The sequence below is a fragment of the Echinicola vietnamensis DSM 17526 genome, from assembly GCF_000325705.1.
Classification (GTDB): domain Bacteria; phylum Bacteroidota; class Bacteroidia; order Cytophagales; family Cyclobacteriaceae; genus Echinicola; species Echinicola vietnamensis.
The window spans coordinates 4386411-4409026 of sequence record NC_019904.1; the positions used below are offsets into that span (position 1 = coordinate 4386411).

Sequence of the window (22616 nt, forward strand, 5' to 3'; positions counted from 1 at the left end):
GAAACTAACCCAAAAATAACATGAAGAAAGCACTACCTAAACGGAAAGCAACGCAGGTGTTTTTATTTTTTGCGCTATTTCTTTCAGGAATAAGCCTAGCACTTGCCCAAGAGACGACTACGATCAACGGAACCGTCACAGATGCCGGCACTGCCGAGACCTTGATAGGGGTCAACATCTTAGTGAAAGGAAAAGTGGTCGGCACTGTCACGGACTTGGACGGCAATTTTTCCTTGGAGGTGCAGCAAGCTCCTCCCCTAACGTTAGTAGTATCCATGGTGGGCTATACCAGCCAAGAAGTATTGATCACCACTTCCAACGCTACTGATCTGGAGATTAACCTGGAAGAACAAACCCTGCTCGGCCAGGAGGTGGTCGTATCTGCTTCCAGGGTGGAAGAAAGCATCTTGACCTCTCCCGTTTCCATCGAACAGATGGACATCCTCAGCATCAAGGAAACCGCCAGCGACAGTTACTATAAAGCCATCGCCAACCTAAAGGGCGTCGACGTCACCTCTTCCTCGATCAATTTCCAAATCCTCAACGCCCGTGGATTCAATTCCACCGGCAACACCCGCTTTGTACAGCTCACTGATGGAATGGACACCCAAGCGCCCGCGCTCAATTTCCCCATCAGTAACCTGAACGGCCCCTCCGAGCTGGATGTGGAAACGGTGGAATTTATCCCGGGTGCATCTTCTGCGCTCTATGGCCCCAATGCCTTTAACGGAATCCTTTTGGTCAATAGCAAGAATCCCTTTGACTACCAAGGCCTAAGTGCCTATTACAAACAAGGCGTGAACCATATCAACGGCCGGGAAGGAGAACCCCAAAGTGCCCAGCCAATGTACGAAGGAGCTATCCGATACGCCAAAGCCTTCAACAACAAATGGGCCTTTAAGCTTAACGGTTCTTTTATGCGGGCGGAAGACTGGTACGGCACCGACATGAGTGATCTGAATGCAAGAAGCCAAGGTGACCTGCCGTTTAACCCCGGCGCCAACCGTGTCCACATTTTCGGAGATGAGGTAGCCAATAACATCGGCCTGCTAAGAAATGTAGGTGCCATTCAGCAACAGGCTGCTGCACTGGGCATCGACGGTTATCTCCCCAGCATCCCCGATCAAATCGTCTCAAGAACCGGTTATGAAGAACCCTACTTGGTCGATTATGGCGCTGCAGCCTATAAATTTAACGGTGCCCTTCACTATCGGATCAATGATTTTCTGGAACTCTCCTACACCTTAAACTACGGCTCGGGCACCTCCGTCTATACAGGAGCCCAGCGTTATTCGTTATCGGATTTTGAAATCTCCCAACACAAACTGGAACTGACCGGGGACAACTTCTTCTTGCGGGGCTATACCACGCGTGAAAACTCCGGCGGATCGTTTATTGCCGACTTGACAGGTGTCCGCATCAACGATACTTGGAAAGACAACTCCTCTTGGTTTGGGGAATACACCCTTGCCTATATGGGCGCATTGGCTCAGCAAGGCGTAGCTCCTGGAGCCTCTGGTACCGTCGACCAACAAGCGGCAGCCCATCAAGCCGCACGCGGTGTGGCGGACCAAGGTCGCATCATGCCTGGAACCACGGAATTCAACAACATTTCTGAGCAGGTAAAATCCGATTTTATACCCGAAGGATCGCTTTTCAATGATCGTTCTAGAATGTATATGGCCGAGGGGCAATATAATTTCAAAAATGAAATTGATTTCATGGACCTGCAAGCTGGCGCCAGCTATCGCCTCTACGAACTGCGCTCAAACGGCACCATCTTCGCCGATGTGGAAGGCAATGACATCACCATTTCGGAATATGGAGCCTTTGCCCAAGGGGCAAAAAAAGTCCTGAACGATAAGTTAAAGCTGATGGCCTCAGTCCGCTATGACAAAAATGAAAACTTCAAAGGCCAAGTCAATCCTCGCTTTGCCGCCGTATTCTCCCAAGGCAACAGCAATATCAGGCTCTCTTACCAAACCGGCTTTAGAATGCCCACCACACAGGGACAGCACATCGACCTAAATGTGGTTTCGGCAAGGCTTTTGGGTGGCCTGCCCTATTACCGGGAAAAATACAGGATTTTCGAAAACGCCTTTTCACTGGCCTCGGTTAATAACTATATCGCCAAAGTAGGTGAAGGATACAGCCCGGCAGCACCGGAAGCCACAGCAGAACTCGTTGCGGTCAACGACCTACCGGACCTAAGGCCCGAACAGGTAAAATCCTTTGAAATTGGCTATAAAGGACTGTTGGCAGATAATCGGTTATTGATTGACGCGGCATATTATTACAATATTTACAATGACTTCATCACTCAAACCGCTGTCAGAAAGGCACCAGGCCCCGTATACCCCGTCCCTGCCAATGGCGACCAAGCTGCGATCAATGCCGTCAATGCTCCAGCCCTGCTGACCCCAGTGACCACTCCTGGACAGGAAAACACCTTCCAAACCTATACCAACCTGGTCGGCAGCAGTGTCAAGGCCAACGGAGCCGCCATAGGCATCACCTATAACTTACCCAAAAATTATACCTTCAGCGGCAATTATAATTATAACAAACTGCTGACGACGATAGAAGAAGGTTTCCTTTCGGACTTCAATACGCCAGAACATAAGTTTAACCTCATCTTTTCCAACAGGAAGCTGACCGAAAGGTTAGGGTTTAACGTCACCTACCGCTACCAAACCGCCTTCCGCTGGGAATCTTCCTTTGCAGCCGGCGAAGTGCCGCAGGTGGGCACAGTGGATGCCCAAGTAAGCTATAAGGTCAAAGACTGGAAATCCATCATTAAACTCGGAGGATCAAATGTCTTTAACGAACGTTATTTTCTGAATTACGGTGGCCCGACCATTGGCGCCATCTACTACGTGAGCATCACTTTTGACGAACTCCTAAACTAAACCCAAATGATCATGAAATTACGTAACCAATCGATCTATATACTTCTTACGGGGCTATTGCTCGGGGCATGTCAATACGAATTCCCTGAATCACCTGTCCAAGAGCCCGACGCCGGCAATGCTGACTTTTCAAAGTACGTGGCCGTCGGAAACTCCCTTACCGCTGGCCTGATGGACGGCGCCCTTTACAATCGTGCCCAGCAGCACTCCTTTGCTGTGATTTTAGCGGGACAATTGGAAGCTGCGGGTGGCGGAGCCTTTAATGTTCCGGACATTGATTCCGAAAACGGTTTCTTCTCCATGGGACCAAACGGCCCGCTTGGAAGGCTGATTCTGACGACGGCACCCAATGGCTCCATTTCCCCGGCCCCTATTGGCCCGGGAGAAATTCCTGCGCCCTACACTGGTGACAAGGCCTCTTTGAATAATTTCGGCGTGCCCGGGATCACCCTGGGACAAGCCCTGACCCCCATGACTGGTGGCCCGGCCAGTGAACAAAACCCTGCGTACTCGCCACTCTATGCAAGATTTGCCAGCGCCCCTGGCCAATCGACCATTATCGGAGATGCAGCAGCTGCTCTCGCCGACGGCGGGACATTCTTTAGCTTTTGGCTGGGATCGAACGACGTATTGGGCTATGCCATAGATGGTGCTTCCAACCCAAACATCCTAACCTCAAATGAAGATTTCCAAGCCAGGCTAACCGCCGCTTTGGGTACCATGCTCCAAGCCAACACGGCTGCCTTCGGTGTCGTGTTGAACATCCCTCCCTTTAATCACTTGCCCTACTTTAACTTGGTCCCATATAACGCTGTTCCCCTCACCCAATCCGAAGCCGATCAAGCCAACCAAGCCTATGCCCTATATAATGGAGGCCTTCAGCAGGCTGCACTAGGCGGCCTCATCACAGAAGAAGAACGGCAATACAGAACCATTACCTTCACCGCTGGCGCCAATGCCTTTGTCATGGAAGATGAAAGCCTGACAGACCTTAGTGCACTAGGCTTGCCACCCATTCGCCAAAGTACCGCAGAGGATAAAACCACCTTACCGCTGGCACAAGCATTGGGTGCCCCTTCCAGTGAACACCCGAATGGCAAAAGAGGAGTTACATTTCCCGTGGAAGATGAGTTCATGCTGATCCCCGATGAACAAGCCGAGGTCAATGCAAAAATCACCAGCTTTAACGAGATGATCGCTGCAACAGTCGATGCCAACGCTGAACGCCTGGTGCTAGTCGATGCAGCATCCTTTATTGAGCAAGTCGCCGCAGGACAGGTCAATGCTGGAGGAGTCGCCCTTAACGCCAGCATCATTCCTCCCAATGGTGGATTTTCCGTGGATGGGGTCCATCCAAACGGACGCGCCCATGCTTTCTTGACCAACTTGGTCATCGATGCCATAAATGCCAAATGGGAAGCCAACATCCTAAAAGTAAACCCCAATGCTTACGTAGGAAACGACCTTCCTAGGTAAATGAGTGAAATTTAATCATAAACTGCCAAGCGCATCACAAATGCCTTGCTCGATAAGCCTCTCGCTGCAAACGAGGGTTTGTGGGATATTTGCCCCCAAACCCCATGCTGAAACCGAAGGCTATAAGTCTTTGGTCAACCTAGCCCAAGGCCTTGCCTTGGGGTGCAGATTCCATAATTTCTCCCTTTCAGGCTGAAAGCCTAGCTCAGCATTTCGGTAAACACCGCCTTGATGAGGAATGGGTTCAAGCCACTTTTCCAAGGGATGAATGTTGATATGTTCTTATGGCAGAATATTTCACACCGCTAAAACGATAGTTTTCCTCCATCCGCACGAACGGGTTTTAGCGGGAAGTTGTGGGGAATAGGGAGGACAATGCGGCTAAAACAGAAAACCTTGGATGGGCATATTTACCATGGGCTTCACCCATGGCTATGGATGTCTCGAGGTTGTTTCATAAATAAATAATCCGTCATCACGAGCGGAGTGAAGTGATCTCGATGTGCTTGCATTGCACGTATGACGAGATTGCTTCTTCCGATATCCATCGGAATCGCAATGACGAGGACTTATGAGACAACCTCTGGCTTTTGACTTTACATCATACACAATAACACGGATCAAGCAATATTTCTGGGGGGATGATTTTCGACATGTTCTTATGGCAGAAAATTCACACCGCTAAAACGATGGTTTTCCTCCATCCGCACGAACGGGCTTTAGCGGGAAGTTGTGGGGAATAGGGAGGGCAATGCGGCTAAAACTGGCCATGTTGAATGGGTTAATTTACCATTGGCTTCACCCATAGCCATGGATGTGTCGAGGTTGTTTCAAAAATAAATAATCCGTCATCACGAGCGGAGTGAAGTGATCTCGATGTACTTTCATTGCACGTATGACGAGATTGCTTCTTCCGATATCCATCGGAATCGCAATGACGAGAACTTATGAGACAACCTCTGGCTTTTGAGTTTACATCATGCATAACACCATGGATCAAGCAATATTTCCGGGGGAGCAGCTTTATTTAAAAGGATGCTACTTCATCTGTGGACTGGATAAATCCAAGGTTTGCCGAGAAGTCCTCTTCATAGCAAAAGGCATGGGTATCGTAAACGTTTAAAGTCCTGTAAGCCGTGGAGAAAAGATATGAACATGGATTTGCCATTTCTTATGCATCCTATCTGTGTCTATCCGTATTCATCCGTGGCTGAATACCAGGAACTTTTCAAAACAGCTGAGAAATGGACACAAAAAAAAGCCTCGTAACATAGTAACGAGGCTTTTCCATTCACTTTAACCACTAACAACCATAAAACAAAAATTCATCATGCTATAAGCAATCAGAAATGATGAAAACATCACTTTGTCAGTAGTCCGTACGGGAATCGAACCCGTGTTTCATCCGTGAAAGGGATGCGTCCTAACCCCTAGACGAACGGACCATAAAACAAAAATGGCAAGCTAAAATGGTAGTCCGTACGGGAATCGAACCCGTGTTTCATCCGTGAAAGGGATGCGTCCTAACCCCTAGACGAACGGACCATTTTATTTTTATTTCCTTGCCTTTCTGTAAGGTGATGCAAATATAGAGGGTTAATTTTACAATACAAAACCCTGCCAAAAAATATTCTGACCTTTACGCCAACCCACTGGTTATTAGTTAAAAAAAATAAGCTAGCTTATCTTTCATCCATAAATCTTTTGTCAATGTAATTCCTTCAGCTCAAAATCCCCCTGACTTAACACCTCTTTATCTTCATACACCAGTCTCCAGCCCAAGGAATTGGTAAGGACATAAAAACGGGCAAGTTCGGCTATCAACCGCCGATTGGCATTTTCCTTTAGGTCTGACCCCTCCACTTTTCTGCGAATGGAGGCATTTACGCGAGACTTAATGGTATTGATATCATCGGCATCAAATGGATTGAAATAATCCCCAGCAGCATCATAATATTTGAAATCGGGAAAGACCTTTATCTCTGCCTCGGGGATTTCCCTGATGTACAAAGTCTGGTTGGCCGCATCAATGTCAAACTTCACCTTAGAGAGGTCATAGGCAATTTGTACCTCTGCATTGACGACCACCAAGGCCTTCTTCTTGGTGATCCACAGATTGCCAAACATCCCCTCGGACTGTTTGTAATTGTATACCTGTGAAAAATGGCCTTCCGTGACGATCAGCTTGCTGACCTGCTTCACCTCTTGCTGGATCAGGCTGGAACTTTCCTCGAGGGTATTTTTACGCTCGATCCCCCCTGCAATCCAGCGATAAACCCCTATCGCTAGCAGGCCAATTAAAACTCCGAACAAAAACTTCCGCATAATTGATTTTGTTTCCGTCTATTTACGGGAAAGATACCCATTTTCTTTTATTTGAAGACACATTTATGCACATCCATTTTTGTCATCGTGAATGCAGGACCATTTTTTATGGTTAGCCGCAACAAACCTCCAATGAAGAACCTCAAATCAACCGTCCAGGACAATGGCCAAAGAAGTTACTGTAAAATCCTTACAACATAAAAAACTCATCAAATTTCCTCTTTTGGAAGACATTTGATGAGTCTTTTACAGGGATTTCCCAGCTATCCCCTCAATGCTATTAAGTTAACCTAACGAATAGATGTCATGTCGAGCGCTTGCCAATCCGGCCTTAGAATACAGACAGGCGAGGCCCTACGCCATGCTTCGACGCAATTTGGCAAATAGACAGCTCCGCTCAGGACGACTATCAAACTAAAGCATTGGCTATCAAGGCAAACGAATTTAATGAAATCTTCCCATTTTGGTTTCTAAGCCTGATAGTGCCTTCAAGCGTGGTTATTTTGTCCCTAACCCCCACCAGAAGCCAAAGCCTGAAGGCCTTACTCACCTTAGCCCAAGGCAAGGCTTTGGGGTGATATGCCCAACCCCATTCCCTCCGCAGGCTGAAAGCCTAGCGCAACACTTCCTCCAGGTATTTTAACGGCCTTTATTTTAAATTGGCCTTACAGGCCGTAAGGAGTGTTTGTCCCTACCATTCTAGCCCAATGGGCTCCAATGGGCTGAAGTAAGGTGGGGTTGTCTCATAAATAAATAATCCGTCATCACGAACGGAGTGAAGTGATCTCAATGTGCTTTCATTGCACGTATGACGAGATTGCTTCTTCCGATATCCATCGGAATCGCAATGACGAGGACTTATGAGACAACCTCGAATTTCCCTTATGCTGCCATTAGCGCCACTTGGACACGGCAGATTTGTGGGCCGAGGTAAACTGGGTTTTCTAAATGCGTTTGCCTTACATTAGCTACCCCCTAAAGGGCTAATCCAACTATTTCTTCATGCCTTCTGCAGTGCTGATGTCCTCGTGAAAAAGCGCTTCTGCCTCGGCATCTTCATACTTTTTAATCGTTTCCAATAGCTTTCCTTTCATCGTTTCCTGCACTTCCTGATAGCGCTCCTGACCATAAACGTTCTGCATTTCCGAGGGATCTTTCTCCAAATCAAAGAGTTCCCAAGAAGTCACTTGATCATAAAAACGGATGAGCTTATACCGGTCAGTCTTGATTCCAAAATGGGGAGAAACATTATGCTCGCCCACTTCATAATAGTGGTAATACAACACTTCCCTCCCCTGCTTTTGGGGACCTGTCAGCCACGGCAACATGGACTCCCCTTGGATATCCTCAGGGATGACTACATTCGCCGCATCCAGGACTGTAGGGGCGATATCCAAGTTCATAACCATTGCATCCGACTTGCTTCCAGGCGTGATCACACCGGGGTATTTCATCATCATGGGCGTACTGAAGGATTCTTCATACATGAACCGCTTGTCAAACCAACCATGCTCGCCCAGATAGAACCCTTGATCGGAAATATAAATCACGATGGTATTTTCATCCAACCCATGCGCCTCAAGGTAGTCCAGTGTACGACCGATATTTCTGTCCATCGATTCGGCGGTAGCCAAGTAATCACGCATGTACTGCTGGTATTTCCACTCCACCAGCTCCCTGCCGGAAAGGTTCAGTGAATCCAATTCCCGGTGTATCAGCTGATAATGGGCGTCGAATTGGGCCCTTTGCTCAGGGGTCATCCGTTTAATGTTCCGGTCTTTGGAATCTTCAGGGTACATCTTTAAGTCATAGGCCATCCGCATGGTCTTGTCCACCGTCATGTCCTGCTCCATCGCTGCTTGGCGCCCTTCGTAATCGTCATAGAAATTGGCTGGAAGCGGAAAAGTCACCGCATCAAACTTGTCCAAATCCTGCAGATCAGGCATCCAAGTACGGTGGGTGGCTTTGTGGCCAATAACCAAGCAAAAGGGCTTCTCAGGATCCCTTCGGTCCAGCCAGCCTTCAGCAGCATCTTCTACCAAATCACTGACGTATCCCGTGCGGTTTACGCGGCCACTGTCTTTTACAAAGAAATCAGGATTGTAATAATAGCCCTGACCGGGCAAAATCTCATAATGGTCAAAACCCTGGGGATCTTCTCCCAAGTGGTACTTCCCTATCCAAGCGGTCTGGTAGCCGCCAGCCTGTAAATGCTTCACAAATTGATCTTGGTCACTTTCAAACTTGCTGTCCGAATTTCTTCTAAAGCCGTTCTTATGGCTATACTTTCCTGTCAACAGCACCGCACGGCTAGGCCCACAAATGGAATTGGTCACATAAGCATTGGTAAACAACACCCCTTCTTCCGCAATGCGGTCAATATTTGGCGTTTGGGCAATCGTGCTTCCATAAGCACTGATCGCCTGCCGGGTATGATCATCAGACACAATGATCACAATATTTGGTGGTTTTTCCTCCGTGGGTTTGGCACAGGAAAACATCCCTGCTGCCAAGCCCAGCCATACAACTAGTTTATACATGTAAAATTGGGTTTTAAAATTTCGTTTCATTTCAATCCTTTTCCAACAATCACCTGTTGCCTAACATCACTCAGCGAGGTTCAAAGGTCACCCATGCCGTACGACTTCCCCAGATCATTATCCCTTACCGCAACCAATTTCTGCTTTAGCCGCTGCTGAAACATGTCCACCTGGGCTGCATATTGCGGATTTTTGGCCAAGTTGTTAAATTGTTGAGGGTCATTGACCATGTCAAAAAGCTCCATTCCCCCCTCTCCTTCTTCTCCATACTGGATAAATGCCCAGCGATCATTTCGCAATAAAAAAGCCTCCACTCCCCTATATTTTGAAACTGAAAAGGCCATATCTCTCACTTCGAATGTAGGATCATCCAAGGTATTGACCAAGCTCTTGCCTTGGATTTCATTGGGCAATTCCAGTCCCGCGAGCTCTGCCACGGTCGGATAAAGGTCTATGAGCTCCGCAAAAGACCGACAAACAGCAGGGGACTTTCCGGGCACCTTGATGATCAAGGGCACTTTAGCGGACTCTTCATGCAGGCTCACTTTCATCCAAAACTCATGCTCTCCCAAATGAAAACCATGATCCGATGTAAAGATCACGATCGTATTGTCCTCAAGGCCTTCATTCTTCAAGGTCTTCAGCACTTTCCCCACTTGGGCATCCATATAGGAGACGGCTGCATAATACCCAGAAATGGCTTTTTTCTCTTGGTCTTCGGACATTTCTGCATTGACAGTGGTAACGTAATTGATGCCGCTGGCAGGAATATCATCCCAATCACCGATAACCTTTGGCGGCAGCACCATTTCACGGTACGGGAATGCTTCAAAATAACTTGCCGGTGCCACAAAAGGAACATGGGGCCGAACCAGCCCTACCGCCAAAAAGAAGGGGGAATCCTTGTGCTTTCTGATCAAGGCTGAGGCCTTTTCTGCGGTCTTGCCGTCCGCGTGCACACCATCATCACCGGAGGCCTTCACAATGGTCATGACATTGCCTCCTTTTCGCTCCAATGCATTGTAAGGGTTATTTTGCACTAGCTCGGCCGCGCCTTCAGCCTTCCATTCCGGGCCTTGACTGTTGAATCGCTCTTGCCAGGAAGCGGCATCATCAGCGCCATTTGAGCCTTTTTCGATGTCCCCCGGCACGCCCATATGAAATATTTTGCTGACACGGGCCGTGTAATAGCCCTCGTTTTTAAAAAGCTGCGACCAGGTCACTTTCTCAGGCCCAATATTTTCCCGACCACTAGTATAGCCAAAGGTCTCCGTAGCATGGGGATAGTACCCCGACATAAAAGATGCTCTCGAAGGGCCACAAACGGGAAATTGACAGTATGCCCGTTCATATCGGATTCCTTCCGCTGCAAGTTGATCGATATTGGGTGTGATGTTCAAGGGATTGCCATAACAGGAAACGGCATTGGCGGTCAGGTCATCCGCGATGATGAACAGGACGTTAGGCCGCTGCGGGTCTTGGGCAATGGCCCGATTTGCCATCACCGCCATGGTCATTAGGAACAATAGCCTTAATTTCATTTTCATTAAAATCAACTTTAATTTCTATATTTTTTTCAATAAGCAACCTAAAACAAATCTAACAAAAGGATCCGTAACTTTTACATAATTTTACATAAATACATGATAAGTATATTGAATTTTTCACAAAACATAATACCTGATCCAGCCGTAAAACTTTCTTAACACCATGCGCTTTTTAATCAACCATTAAATGGCTAAATTTTAGAAAAATAGATCGATAACGCTAAAAACCACTTTTAAGTTATGGCTAAAAAAATATTAATGATTGCCGGAGATTATGTGGAAGACTATGAAATCATGGTTCCTTTTCAGGCAATGCTTTCTGTTGGGCTAGAAGTGGATGTGATTGCTCCGGATCGTAAAAAAGGAGATACCATTCCTACTGCCATTCATGATTTTGTGGGTGACCAAACCTATAAGGAGCTCACTGGACACCGATTTGCCATCAATGCCGACTTTGACAGCATCAATTTATCCGATTACGACGGGCTATATGTCCCCGGAGGAAGGGCTCCCGAATACTTGAGACTGGAGCAAAAAGTCTTGGATATCGTCAAGCACTTCTTTGAAGCAGACAAGCCAGTAGCCGCCATCTGTCACGGCATCCAAATCCTCACCGTCGCCAGGGTCCTTGAAGGCCGTACCCTTACCGCCTATGTGGCCGTAGGCCCGGATATCGAGCTGGTGGGCGGCACCTGGAAAAACATCCCGGCAGACCAAGCCATCGTCGACGGAAACCTGGTTACTTCTCCCGCTTGGCCCGGCCATCAGGCCATCCTAGCAGAGTTCTATAAATTACTGGGCATAAAGATTACCCATTGATCAACGCATCCGAAAGCTGTTTCGTCCGATTATTGGACCGCATAGACCTGTAAAACCTTGGGGAAGCTGCTACGTTCCCAAGGTTTTTTTATGATCTTTTGAAACCATTCCCGTGGCTGCGAGTTGAATTGATAAAGACCTTTTACGTGAAAATTCTACTGACAGGTGCGACCGGATATATTGGTAAAAGACTGCTCCCTTCCCTGGTGCGCATGGGACATGAGGTGGTTTGCTGTGTCAGGGACAAGAACCGGTTCGAGCCGCCCCCTTCCCTTCGCAAAAACATCCAAGTGGTGGAAGTGGACTTTTTAAAAGAAAGCAGCCTATCCCATATCCCAAAAGACATCCAGGCAGCTTATTATCTCATCCATTCCATGTCCAGTGCGGATGATTTTTCTGAGATGGAAAAAAAATCCGCCCAAAATTTCCGCAAGAGCCTCCAAGGCAGTGAAGTCAAGCATGTCCTTTACCTCGGAGGCATTATCAATAATGAGATGCTCTCCAAGCACTTGCAAAGCAGAAAAGTCGTAGAAGAAGAGCTGGCCAAAGGCCATTACCATTTCACCGCATTACGGGCAGGCATCATCATCGGTTCGGGCAGTGCATCGTTTGAGATCATCCGTGATTTGGTAGAAAAATTACCGGTCATGATCGCGCCCCGCTGGCTTAAAACCCGCTGCCAACCCATTGCCATACGAGATGTGATCAGCTTTCTCAGCTTGTCCTTAGGGGAACCCAAAGCCCATGACCGTGCATTTGACATTGGAGGGCCGGATATCCTTTCTTACAAGGAAATGCTTTTGGGCTACGCCAAAAACAGGGGCTTGGCCAGGAGCATCTGGACCGTACCGGTCATGACACCTCGGCTCTCCTCCTATTGGCTGTTTTTTGTGACCAGCACTTCCTACAAGCTGGCTGTAGCCTTGGTGGATAGCATGAAAGTGGAAGTGATCTGTCAACCCAACCATTTGGCCGAAACCCTCGGCATAAAGCCCATGAATTACCAGCAAGCCCTCAGTGCTGCGTTTACCAAAATAGAATCCAATGAGGTCATTTCCAGCTGGAAAGATTCCTTGATCAGCGGCCGCTTTGAAAACAACCTTTCCGAATACATCCAGATCCCGACGCACGGGTGTTTTGTGGATAGCAGAAGTGTTCCGGTGAGCCACGAAAGTGACACGCTGGACCGCATCTTTGCCATTGGTGGCGATACCGGCTGGTATTATGGCAATTGGCTCTGGAAACTCCGCGGCTTTATGGACAAGCTGGCAGGTGGGGTCGGCCTCCGGCGTGGGCGCACCCATCCCACCACCATCAACTCCGGTGACGCGGTGGACTTTTGGCGGGTCCTCTATGCCAAAAAAGCGGAGAAACGGCTCCTGCTTTATGCCGAAATGAAAGTTCCCGGGGATGCCTGGCTGGAATTCAAAATAGAAAATGGCTGCCTGGTCCAGACAGCCACTTTCCGCCCCAAAGGGCTCTGGGGAAGGGTCTATTGGTATGCAGTTTATCCCTTCCACGGGCCTATTTTTGGCGGGATGGTCAGAAAATTGGCCGGTTAATCTCTCAGAACACACTTTCCTGTTTTCATATCAGCTTCTGTAGGGTTATAAGCGTTTAACTGAATATCATATCCAAAAACATCCCCTTCAGTAAATAAGGAGGTCAATGCACAAAAATCAACTAATTTTTTATTATCTAATATTTCAAGACTTTCACTACTATTCGCTGTACCCACAGAAATTAAATTCTCCAGTCCATTAAGGCTCGTTAATCTGTGGCATGTCTCAATGGTCAATTTCCGGCCAATCGTTTTGATAGCAGCCATCGCAGAAATGTCCTTTAGCCCACTATTATATTCTAACGAAACGCTAAATGCTACATGCTGACTAAAATCCAAACCAGCAAGGCTCTCCAGTGACCAGTTGTCTGTGATTTCTACACCGCCATCTATTTTGCAGGCAGGCAGGATAAGTCCCCGCAGACTCTCCAAATTATGATTGTTAATACTAACAAATGTTCCCAATGATGAAATGGAGGTATCAAACCCGTTAAAATCCACCAGTGATTCACTATCATCTATCCATAGTGATTTCATTCGTTCTACATTATCCAGTCCCTTTAATGCATTTAGCAGTGGATTGGATTCCAGTACCATCCCTCCTATTTCCTTTAGGTTTTCGAGTCCTTCTAAATTTACCAATGAAGCATTTTCACTGATCGTAAATTCATTTAAGATGGTCAGACCAGAAAGTCCCTTTAGATTTTGTAGAGAATTATTGCGCGCTATTTCCAACCTTCCTCCATTAATAGATGACAAATATTCCAAGCCTTTCAAATTCGATAAATGATCACAATCAGAAATGCTCACCATACCCCCAACTTCCGTTATACTTTGCAGCCCTGCAAGGTCAGCAATCTGGTCTTCAGCACCACGCTGTCCTTTTATCGTCAAATTTCCACTAATGGTCGTACAATGCCATTTGGCAAATTCATCCACCTCTGCCTGCGTTTCCAGGACCACATTTCCCCTATACACCCCATCCACGACCAATGATCTCACCTCCAGTTCGATCACCAAGGGGGTATCCTCATGGTGCTGAAGCAAGCTGTCTTTGGGATACATGTATTTAAACTCCTCATAGCCATTCGCTTGCACCTTTACATAAACGTCATGATTATCGTAATAATCACCTTCAAATAAATTCACACGGGTCAAATAGCTTACCTCCTTTTTTATTTCTACATTGGTTCCGGAAATTAACGTCCCAGTGGGGTGTTTGCCAGGGTTATCCTTCTCCTGTAGGGTCACATAGAAAGGTAAAACCTCCTCTTTGAAACTTATTCGATCAGGATCAAAGTTAAATTCACTGGGCAGGAATCCGCGGGTGTCCACTACGCTAAAAAACCTGACATGTGATTTTGTATCACCTGAAACAGAAAACTGAAGCGGTAAGGAATACTTGTAATACTCTTCGATATAAGATGCTGTAAAAGGAACGGCAAATAGCGTCTTATCTTCTGCATTCTGCAAGTACAATTCCTGAATGGTAAAATCACCAATGGGTAGGTCTATCGTCTCCAAAAAATAGTATCCTTCCTCTTCAACAATTACCACCTCCACATCCTTATACTCCTCCAAAGCACTTCCATCGTGGAGGAGCGTGATCCTGGAGTTGACCACTTCCTCCAAGGAATTCACCATCATCCCTTGCAACTCCCTGACATGAAAAGCATTTAAACCTATCTTGAATGAATAAAAATCCTTCAATTTTTCGAGCTCAATGATCAATGGATCTTCCTTATGCTGCAGTAAACTGTCCCTTCCCGCAAACACATTAAGCGATAAATAACCAGGAGAACTCGCTTCTAAATAGGATCTATTGTCATAACTATATTCTTCTTTGAGCAATATCTTCGCAATGGAATCTATTTCAAAAGAAACCGTTGTATCTGATTTTTTGAGGCTTATAGCTCCATTTAGAATGTTTTGAGGATCTCCCTTTTCCACTAACATTACCTTGAAAAACTCAGCCTCCTCAAACATTACCTCCGCTGGATCAAACCCAAATTCCTTCGGTGTAAATCCCAAGGTAGAAAGGACTTCCATCGTCACCGTTTTTGTAGCATTTTTCCCTTCGACCGAAAAAGGCAGCGGCAATTGCCTGTCAATGTGATCTTGCAGCTTTCCTTTCCCTGGTATCGCAAAAATCGCCACACCTTCCTCACTTAAAAGGAGTAACTCAGTGATCAAATAATCCCCCATAGGCAAGAAAATTTCCTCGGCATACAGCACTCCATCTGATTCATAAACCTTTAATTCCTTTTTCCTGAGAACTTCCGCCGAACTATCCGCCTTACTGATGGTCACTTGAGCCTTCACCACTAATCTAAAATCATTGCTCGCCACTTTTGACGACGCATTGCCAGCTGGCAAACTAAACCCAAAGGAAACGGGACTTTTGAGCTCACCGACCTCGGGAAGATCGGTTTGACACCCGTATAAAAATATCCCTACCAATGCACTTAGCATAAGGGGAAAGTAGTAGTTCTTCATGACGTAGTTTCTATGGTTAAAAATGCACCTTTAAAAAGCTTTCTCCTGTTGGCTTTAGCAAAGTTTATCGTACGCCCCTTACACTTGGCCATAACGCAATTGAAAAGCAATTAAAAGTATTTCAAATATATTTAAATAACTTTCAAATACAAAAATAATGTTTTTATAAATGCGAAACGGTCTCCATTATTCGCTTTCTTTCTGCTCGAAATTGAATAAAGAGACCGTTTCTTATCCTATCCTTTGGCTCAATGTGACGGTTCCCAAATCAGCCGGATAAACGAACTGAAGCGTTCATTTTCCCGCTCTACCGGAATTCCTGCCACGATGCCCACCAGTAAATTATGCGCTACTCCGACACGCATTTGGGGCCGTAGAGTCATGTCAAAATCCCCTTGATCAATCACTTGATTGCATTCGATGCCAATGAAGTTTCTGGTCCCGGGAATCATGTAATGAAAGCTGGGATTGATGGCATAGGTAACATGCGTTTGGTGCCGCTCAAAGTCCCGCTCGATAATAGGACCTGTATAAATGAGTGAATGGAAATAGCTGCCCCAGCGTTTGGCGACAATATAAAAGGGATTGTACCCGTTGCCTGTCAGCAATGGCTTTCCAAAACTCCCAAAGTCAGCCAGCAAAAACTCATTGATATAGCCAATGGCCATGGAAGTGGCCATCTCCTTGTTCACAAAAAAGGTCCACTGTGCAGCCACCTTCAGGCTATTCAATCTATTTGCAGGAATTTCACCTTTGTCCGTTTCCGCCAATGGAGTATAAAAGGTAAAAGGCAGCTCTACTTCCAATCCCAAACGGTCCACTGGAGCCCACTCGTATTCGATCAGTGCTTCATAGGCATCGAAATGGGTGTTATCGGTCAATCCCATACCAAGGTTCCATTCCCGCTCCCCCTTTCTGGCGCCAAGATCCCTGATCAAATCAATATAAAGGGGCTCTGCGTGAAGTACTTTATCGGGCAATTTTGCTTCCTTTTTATGAATGTATAGACTATCCTCTTCTGCAGTTGTCATTTGGGCATAGGCATGCGGTGTCAGCGCTACTATCAGCAGCAGTGACCATGAAAATTTCAAGTTCATTTGATTTGTATGTTTGTTGCTAAAAATGTTTAAAGACTCCCCATCAGGGTGTCATTTCTAAAAAAAGCTCAGGCTTTCGGGGGTGGGCCTTCCAGGTGACCGTGTCCCTGGGGCAAATGCATGTTTAAGCTTAAAAAGACCTTGCGTATCAATCTAAAAATTGGATTAAAAGAAGGGGTGTACAATGCTTGAAGCACAAATGCCCCAATATCGAAGGACATTCCTTCATCATCTGTATCCGGGTCATCATATTCAGGAAAGGCCTTTTCAAATCCCAACACCATTTCCACCAGCACCTCTGCCATGCTTTCCTGATCATTGATGGACAAATCCTCTGGCATGTAATATGGACGAGGATCTACAGTGTCCGCACTGATGTTCAGCACATAAACTGCCATGATGGTCCATAGCAGCTTCAGCACGTTATTATTTCTTAAATAGCAGATCACCACCTCATCAGGGAATAGCTAAAAAACGGAAACATGTACTTTTTCGAATCACCTTGAGGAATCGTCCTTAACGCTTATTCCTTGACTTCTTTATCAAAAAACTTGTCCCGCTCGAACGTCTCAATGTGGCGATGCTTTTTACTGTCATAAATATCCGAAAGCGTGATCATGATCCCCGTTTCCTCCACGGCTCCAAACTCATCGTTCATCGCCGTCCCGAAGGTCTTCATGGTAGGAGAAAGGTTCATATAAGTATTGATCAATGGCGGAATGTTTTCGCCCAAGGCCCTTACACGAGAGTTAAGCTCTTTATAGCCGTCTTTATAATCAAGGCCTTCAAAAAGCCCTTGGAATTTGCTCACATCGGTCTTATAAGGAAGTGGACTGATAGGCTCCACCAGATGCTCATTGTCTGGAAAATAATAATTCATGAAATACAGCAGCAGGTCCCGCGCTTCCGCATTGAAGTGGGGATACATGGTTACTTTTCCGAAAAGGTATTTTACTTCAGGATGCAGCGCTACCACGGCACCCAATCCATCCCATAGATTGTCCAGGGAGAATATTCCTTTACGATTATCTTTCCTGGGCTGGTATTTTGGCTGCACAAACGACCGCCCCAACTCAATGGTATAGGGAAGGTAATCGGATTTGAATTTATCCGTAAATCTAAACAAGTGCGCTGTGGACAGGTTTACCTCTCCATGGTGATTCAGCCCCGCCTTATTACAGTCGATCAACCGATAACCTGCAATGATCTCTTCCTCCACCGGATTCCAAGCAATCAGCTGTTCGTAACAGTTTTCACAGGTATCATTGTCATCTATATCGAAGGGCAGCCCCGTGCCACCTCCGGCTCCTCTAAAAGTGACTTCGCGCAGTCGACCTATTTCCCGCATGATGTGCGGGGAGTTATGGTGATTGACCAAGTAGACCTGATTGTCCCCATTGTTCGTATGGCGCAGGAAACGCTCTGGTGTCAGCTCTTTTTTTAAAAGTTCCCTATCTACAGGTGCTATTATCTCTTGCATAAAAACGGTTAACTTTCTGAGGCCATGGAGTAAACAATGCTCTTTACTTCTGCTGCCCAGTCTTTTTCACTTTTTGTATCATCAAAATACTGGTAAGAAATTGGTTTTCCTACATGTATAGTGACTTTTTTGTTCTTTTGGCCAAACATCTCATCGGCCAAATACATCATTTCAATATTGGCTTTAACACCGATTTTTTTACGGAACTTAGCCAAGTTATAAAAAAAAGAAGAGTTTCTGCCATCAATGTAGACGGGTACGATATCTTTTTTATACTTTTTGGCTTTGGTGATAAAGCTCTTCTTCCATTCTAGGTCACTGATGCCATGGGCCTGTTTTCTTGAAACCAGTCCTGCAGGAAAAACCAATACGGCATTTTCCCCGGCATAGGTTTCTTCTATCAACCTCGCGGCTTTTCGCCCATGACTGCCATGCTTGTTTACTGGGACAAACAACGGATCAAAGTTCTTGACATTAGTCAAAATATCATTCACCAAAAACCGAATATCCTGCCGGTACTTGCCGATGGCATGCATAAAGGCAATTCCATCAAATCCTCCAAGGGGGTGGTTTGACACAAAGATCACCGGTGCTGTTTGGGGGATATTTTCTGCCCCCTTAAGGTCAATTTGGACGCCAAAATCCAGTATTAAGGCATTGACGAATTCCATCCCGTGCAAATGCCCGTAATCTGCCATCAGCCGATTCACCTCGTCTTCATGGGTGATTTTTCGAATGTAATTCAGCACGAAGCCCGGAATCCACTTTAGCAGTTTGGGATTTTTGTCCCGGATGACCTCTTTGATTTCAATAAATTTCTTTTTCGACTCCTCCAATGACCAATCGTTTTTGTCCAAGCGTCAAGCCTTTTTCCTGCACATCCCGTAAATTAATAGTTTGATTAACAGGGTCATGCTTCCTATATGGGTGTTAATGGCAATTCATTTCAAGCCGTCAAAACGAACTTGAATGGTTAAAAATACAAAAAAATCATAAAGCTACACTTAAAAAATTGTGCAGTTTATCGTCAACTGCTCATTCGATCGTGACCGTAGCCGACAAAACAGGCCCGACCATGTAATATCCCAAAACAGGCGTCTCCCCTTCCACCAATTCGAAATTGCTTGGCGGATTTTGGGGCGGAGGGGTAAACAGTCCCCCATCATTGTACATAAGTTCTACCAGCCCTTCCAAATAATTATAGGCCCCTTCATTCAAGCGGTAGAGCCCGATGCGCACCTCATCGCCCTCATCAAAGGGGATGGTCTCTATTTCAAACCCATTCTCGAGTGTTGCCGTCCCGAAGGTATCATCAAACAACAAGTAATCATTTCTGGACACCAACAAGGTGTCATTTCGCACCACGCGGACACGGTAAAAATTATCTTCCTCAAAAGGAATCTTGCCATGCAGGGTAATGTAATATCCGGCAGGTCTTAGCAATCTTTTCTCCTTATAACGGTACGTCAGACTGTCCAGCTCTGGAGCTTCCAGCAACACGCCTGAAGAACGGTAATGGTTCCCGTCCATTCTGACGTGTAAGGTATAATGTTGCCCTTCAATCCCCCGGTCATTGTATACGGGCAGGTAGGATTTGGTCGGTTCGGAATATTCGAAATCAAAACGGTTATTTCCCTCCTCATGCACAATGTACACCTCTGCATCGGTCACAGGCCGGTAGGAAGTGGAGTCATAATACGACTGGCTCATCGAAACTTTCACTTGGTTCAAGTTGCTGTTGGTGGTCCAGATCCCTTCCACCACTGGAAGCGGTGCGGTTTCCCGCAGGTCCAACCTGACCTCCTCTTGGCAGCTCATCAGCATCACCCCTATCATAATGGCAATTATTCTATGCATCGCATTTAAAATTCAAAGTTATAAGAAATAGAAGGTAAAAAGGTGAACAGGTAAGTCATCACCACTCCTGGTCTCCTGGAGTAAACCATTCCATCGGAGTCTGAATCGTAATGAATATCATTGTTTACGATATCCTTAAACTGGTAAGAATAGGGATTTTTTCTCCCGTAAACATTATAGATACTGACATTCCAGCTTCCCCTCCATTTTTTGCCTTTGTCCTTGTTCTTCCAGGTAACGGCCAAATCCATCCGGTGATAATCCGGAAACCGGTCCTCGTTCCGCAAGGTCCCATATAGTGGCATCTCCTGATTGTCTACGGAGTAAGTCCCCACGGGAAGGCTCACCGCTTGCCCTGTGGAGTACACAAAGGTCATATTAGCGGTCAACCGCTCACTGAACTCATGCTGCAATACCAGTGAAATATCATGGGGCCGATCATAACGCGGATTGTAGGGTTTACCCTCACTGATGCCGGCGATTTCCCGAAAGGTCCTCGAATAAGTATACCCGAACCATCCCGTGGTGGGGCCTACATTCTTCTTCAGCAAAAACTCACCGCCATAGGACCATCCTCTGCCATCCAACACTTCTGTTTCCAAATGATCCGTAAAAAGCACATCAGCTCCTTGCTTTACATCAATGATCCGATCGTATTCTTTATAATACCCCTCCAAAGACACTTCCCAATCGCCGCCTTGAATCGTTTTGTAAATCCCCGCAGAATACTGGTCCGAGGTGATCGGATGGATGTATTCATTGGCAAGTGTCCATCGGTCTATTGGTAAGCCTGCGGAGCTGTTGGAAGCCACCTGAAGGTATTGGTAATTTCGGTTATAGGCACTTTTGAAAGAAACGTTGTCGGTAATCTTATAGCGCAAAGCAATCCGCGGTTCTTTGCCTTGATAGAATTTCATGGGGCGCAATTTATCGTAGAACACGGTATCGATGATTTCTCCGCTTTCCCTACCGGGTCCTTCATCGTAGCGATATTCTGCGCCTTTGCCGATCTGGGCGTACAAGCTCCATCGCAGCCCCCCTTCCACTTTAAGCTTTGGGGTGACTTCCAGTTCTCCAGAAACAAAAAAGTCCTGCTGCAGGGCATTGCCTGGATTGGTCGTGATCGGGGTAATTTGGCTTCCCGGGGCCGTACTCATTTCCACCGGGGAAATGTGATAATACCGGGTATGGGCACCGGCTTCAAAAACGGCCTTATCGCTGGGTATCATGGTAAAAAACCACCGCAGCCCTCCTTCTGACAATAAGCTGCTCCAGCTGAACCCGTTGTCTTGGTCCATGATATCGATCATATAATCGTATCGGGAATAGTATCCATTGACATCGAGAAAAGTCTTTTTATTAAAGGTCTTTTGCCACTGGGCAGCATTGATCCAGTTTTTCCAACCAAAGCCAAACATGTCCCCCGCCTGCAAATAGTCCCGGCCATAGTAACTGGAAATGCTGATTTTATCCTTTGGGGAGGGCCTAAAAGTCATCTTACCGCCCAAGTCATAAAAATACAGCCGATTACTGTTGATCTCTTCGTTATTGGAGAGTTTCAGAAACAGGTCCGCATAGGTCCTTCTTCCGGTAAGCACAAAAGATGACTTATCTGAAAACAGCGGTCCATCCACCGTGATCTTGGAACTGATATTCCCAATCCCCCCTGCTCCATGGATCCTGTCTGTACGCCCCTCTTTCATGGAAATGTCCACCACGGACGATAACCTGCCGCCATAAGTTGCCGGGATATTCCCCTTATAGAGGTCCACTTCATCCAAGGCATCTGGATTAAACACAGAAAAGAAACCAAAAAAATGGGAGGGATTATAAACAGGAGCTCCATCCAACTGGATAAGGTTTTGGTCCGAACTGCCACCGCGGACAAATAAGCCCGTCGTCCCCTCTCCTGCGGTCTGGATACCGGGAAGCAGCTGGAGCCCACGGAGCACGTCCACTTCACCAAATAAACTGGGGATGGATTTTAAGGCCTCCACTGGAACGATATTTCTGCCCATGTCCACACTTTGGGTAATGACTTCTTCATGTTTCCCTTCCACGACCACCTCCGCAAGCCCTTCGGCGGATGAGGAAAGCCCCACGGTCAACTTGCTCTCCCTATCTTCCTTCCCTATCCGAATTTCCTTTTTTCCAAACCCCAAATATGACACGACCAAGGTCCGGGGCACGTGGGTCAATGGCAATGCAAAAGCACCATCTTCATCACTGACAACCCCCTCATTTGCTGCCGTTTTCCAATAGACAGAAGCACCAATCAGTTTTTCCCCGCTATCTTGGTCGACCACCTCTCCTCGAAGGATGGCCGTTTCTTGCCCCATGACCAAATGAGGAGTTCCCCAAACGGTCATCACCATTATCCAAAAGGATATAAGCTTTTTCATGTCTCTTCTTTTGCCCTTTTCATGTTGAGCGTCCTTAACTTTAAGTGAACTTCTGGAGCAATTTACTTGCCTATTCTTGATCGATGACATTAAGATATCTGATTCTC

At 46.4% G+C, this 22616-nt stretch carries 15 protein-coding genes and 2 tRNA genes; 4 read left to right on the forward strand and 13 right to left on the reverse strand.

The genetic code is table 11. The features are described 5' to 3' along the window. Positions 1-20: 20 nt before the first annotated feature. Both ECHVI_RS17925 and ECHVI_RS17930 read left to right on the forward strand, forming a co-directional pair. Positions 21-2909, forward strand: a complete 2889-nt coding sequence (locus ECHVI_RS17925; RefSeq protein ID WP_015267440.1) for a TonB-dependent receptor — start codon at positions 21-23, stop codon at positions 2907-2909. A gap of 12 nt (positions 2910-2921) precedes the next feature. Further along, on the forward strand, positions 2922-4385 hold the full coding sequence (locus ECHVI_RS17930; protein ID WP_015267441.1) for an SGNH/GDSL hydrolase family protein: 1464 nt from the start codon (positions 2922-2924) through the stop codon (positions 4383-4385). Positions 4386-5412: 1027 nt separating this feature from the next. Here the strand turns inward: ECHVI_RS17930 and ECHVI_RS23890 are convergent. From ECHVI_RS23890 to ECHVI_RS17955, 6 genes are all read right to left on the reverse strand, one after another. Beyond that, on the reverse strand, positions 5413-5553 hold the full coding sequence (locus ECHVI_RS23890) for a hypothetical protein (RefSeq protein WP_169316424.1): 141 nt from the start codon (positions 5551-5553) through the stop codon (positions 5413-5415). A gap of 205 nt (positions 5554-5758) precedes the next feature. Next, a tRNA-Glu gene (locus tag ECHVI_RS17935) sits at positions 5759-5830 on the reverse strand. A 25-nt stretch (positions 5831-5855) separates the two neighbouring features. Beyond that, a tRNA-Glu gene (locus ECHVI_RS17940) sits at positions 5856-5930 on the reverse strand. Between the two features lie 162 nt (positions 5931-6092). Then, entirely contained in the window at positions 6093-6710 is a 618-nt protein-coding gene (locus ECHVI_RS17945; protein ID WP_015267442.1) for a DUF4230 domain-containing protein, read from the reverse strand. Positions 6711-7702: 992 nt separating this feature from the next. Continuing rightward, positions 7703-9250: a sulfatase family protein gene (locus ECHVI_RS17950; protein WP_015267443.1), complete on the reverse strand. Its 1548-nt coding sequence runs from the start codon at positions 9248-9250 to the stop codon at positions 7703-7705. A gap of 80 nt (positions 9251-9330) precedes the next feature. Then, on the reverse strand, positions 9331-10797 hold the full coding sequence (locus ECHVI_RS17955) for a sulfatase (RefSeq protein WP_015267444.1): 1467 nt from the start codon (positions 10795-10797) through the stop codon (positions 9331-9333). A gap of 240 nt (positions 10798-11037) precedes the next feature. On the opposite strand from ECHVI_RS17955, the gene ECHVI_RS17960 reads away from it, so the two are divergent. Further along, the gene (locus ECHVI_RS17960; protein ID WP_015267445.1) at positions 11038-11616 is read left to right on the forward strand and encodes a DJ-1/PfpI family protein; all 579 of its coding nucleotides are present in this window, start codon (positions 11038-11040) and stop codon (positions 11614-11616) included. A 146-nt stretch (positions 11617-11762) separates the two neighbouring features. Beyond that, positions 11763-13178, forward strand: a complete 1416-nt coding sequence (locus ECHVI_RS17965) for an SDR family oxidoreductase (RefSeq protein ID WP_015267446.1) — start codon at positions 11763-11765, stop codon at positions 13176-13178. Here the strand turns inward: ECHVI_RS17965 and ECHVI_RS17970 are convergent. The 7 genes from ECHVI_RS17970 to ECHVI_RS18000 all read right to left on the reverse strand — a co-directional run bounded on the left by ECHVI_RS17970 (position 13175) and on the right by ECHVI_RS18000 (position 22509). Then, positions 13175-15673, reverse strand: coding sequence for a receptor L domain-containing protein (locus ECHVI_RS17970; RefSeq protein ID WP_015267447.1), 2499 nt, complete (start codon positions 15671-15673; stop codon positions 13175-13177). The genes ECHVI_RS17965 and ECHVI_RS17970 overlap by 4 nt on opposite strands. Positions 15674-15921: 248 nt before the next feature. After that, positions 15922-16770, reverse strand: coding sequence for an HAEPLYID family protein (locus tag ECHVI_RS17975; RefSeq protein ID WP_015267449.1), 849 nt, complete (start codon positions 16768-16770; stop codon positions 15922-15924). A gap of 68 nt (positions 16771-16838) precedes the next feature. Further along, entirely contained in the window at positions 16839-17192 is a 354-nt protein-coding gene (locus tag ECHVI_RS23075) for a hypothetical protein (protein WP_015267450.1), read from the reverse strand. Between the two features lie 101 nt (positions 17193-17293). Beyond that, the gene (glsB, locus tag ECHVI_RS17985) at positions 17294-18250 is read right to left on the reverse strand and encodes a glycine N(alpha)-acyltransferase GlsB (protein ID WP_015267451.1); all 957 of its coding nucleotides are present in this window, start codon (positions 18248-18250) and stop codon (positions 17294-17296) included. A gap of 8 nt (positions 18251-18258) precedes the next feature. Beyond that, positions 18259-19107, reverse strand: coding sequence for a lyso-glycine lipid O-acyltransferase GlsA (gene glsA / locus ECHVI_RS17990; RefSeq protein WP_015267452.1), 849 nt, complete (start codon positions 19105-19107; stop codon positions 18259-18261). Between the two features lie 178 nt (positions 19108-19285). Beyond that, complete coding sequence (locus ECHVI_RS17995; RefSeq protein ID WP_041738851.1) at positions 19286-20107, reverse strand: DUF4249 domain-containing protein; 822 nt, start codon at positions 20105-20107, stop codon at positions 19286-19288. Between the two features lie 5 nt (positions 20108-20112). Then, positions 20113-22509, reverse strand: a complete 2397-nt coding sequence (locus ECHVI_RS18000) for a TonB-dependent receptor (RefSeq protein ID WP_041739993.1) — start codon at positions 22507-22509, stop codon at positions 20113-20115. Between the last annotated feature and the right edge of the window lie 107 nt (positions 22510-22616).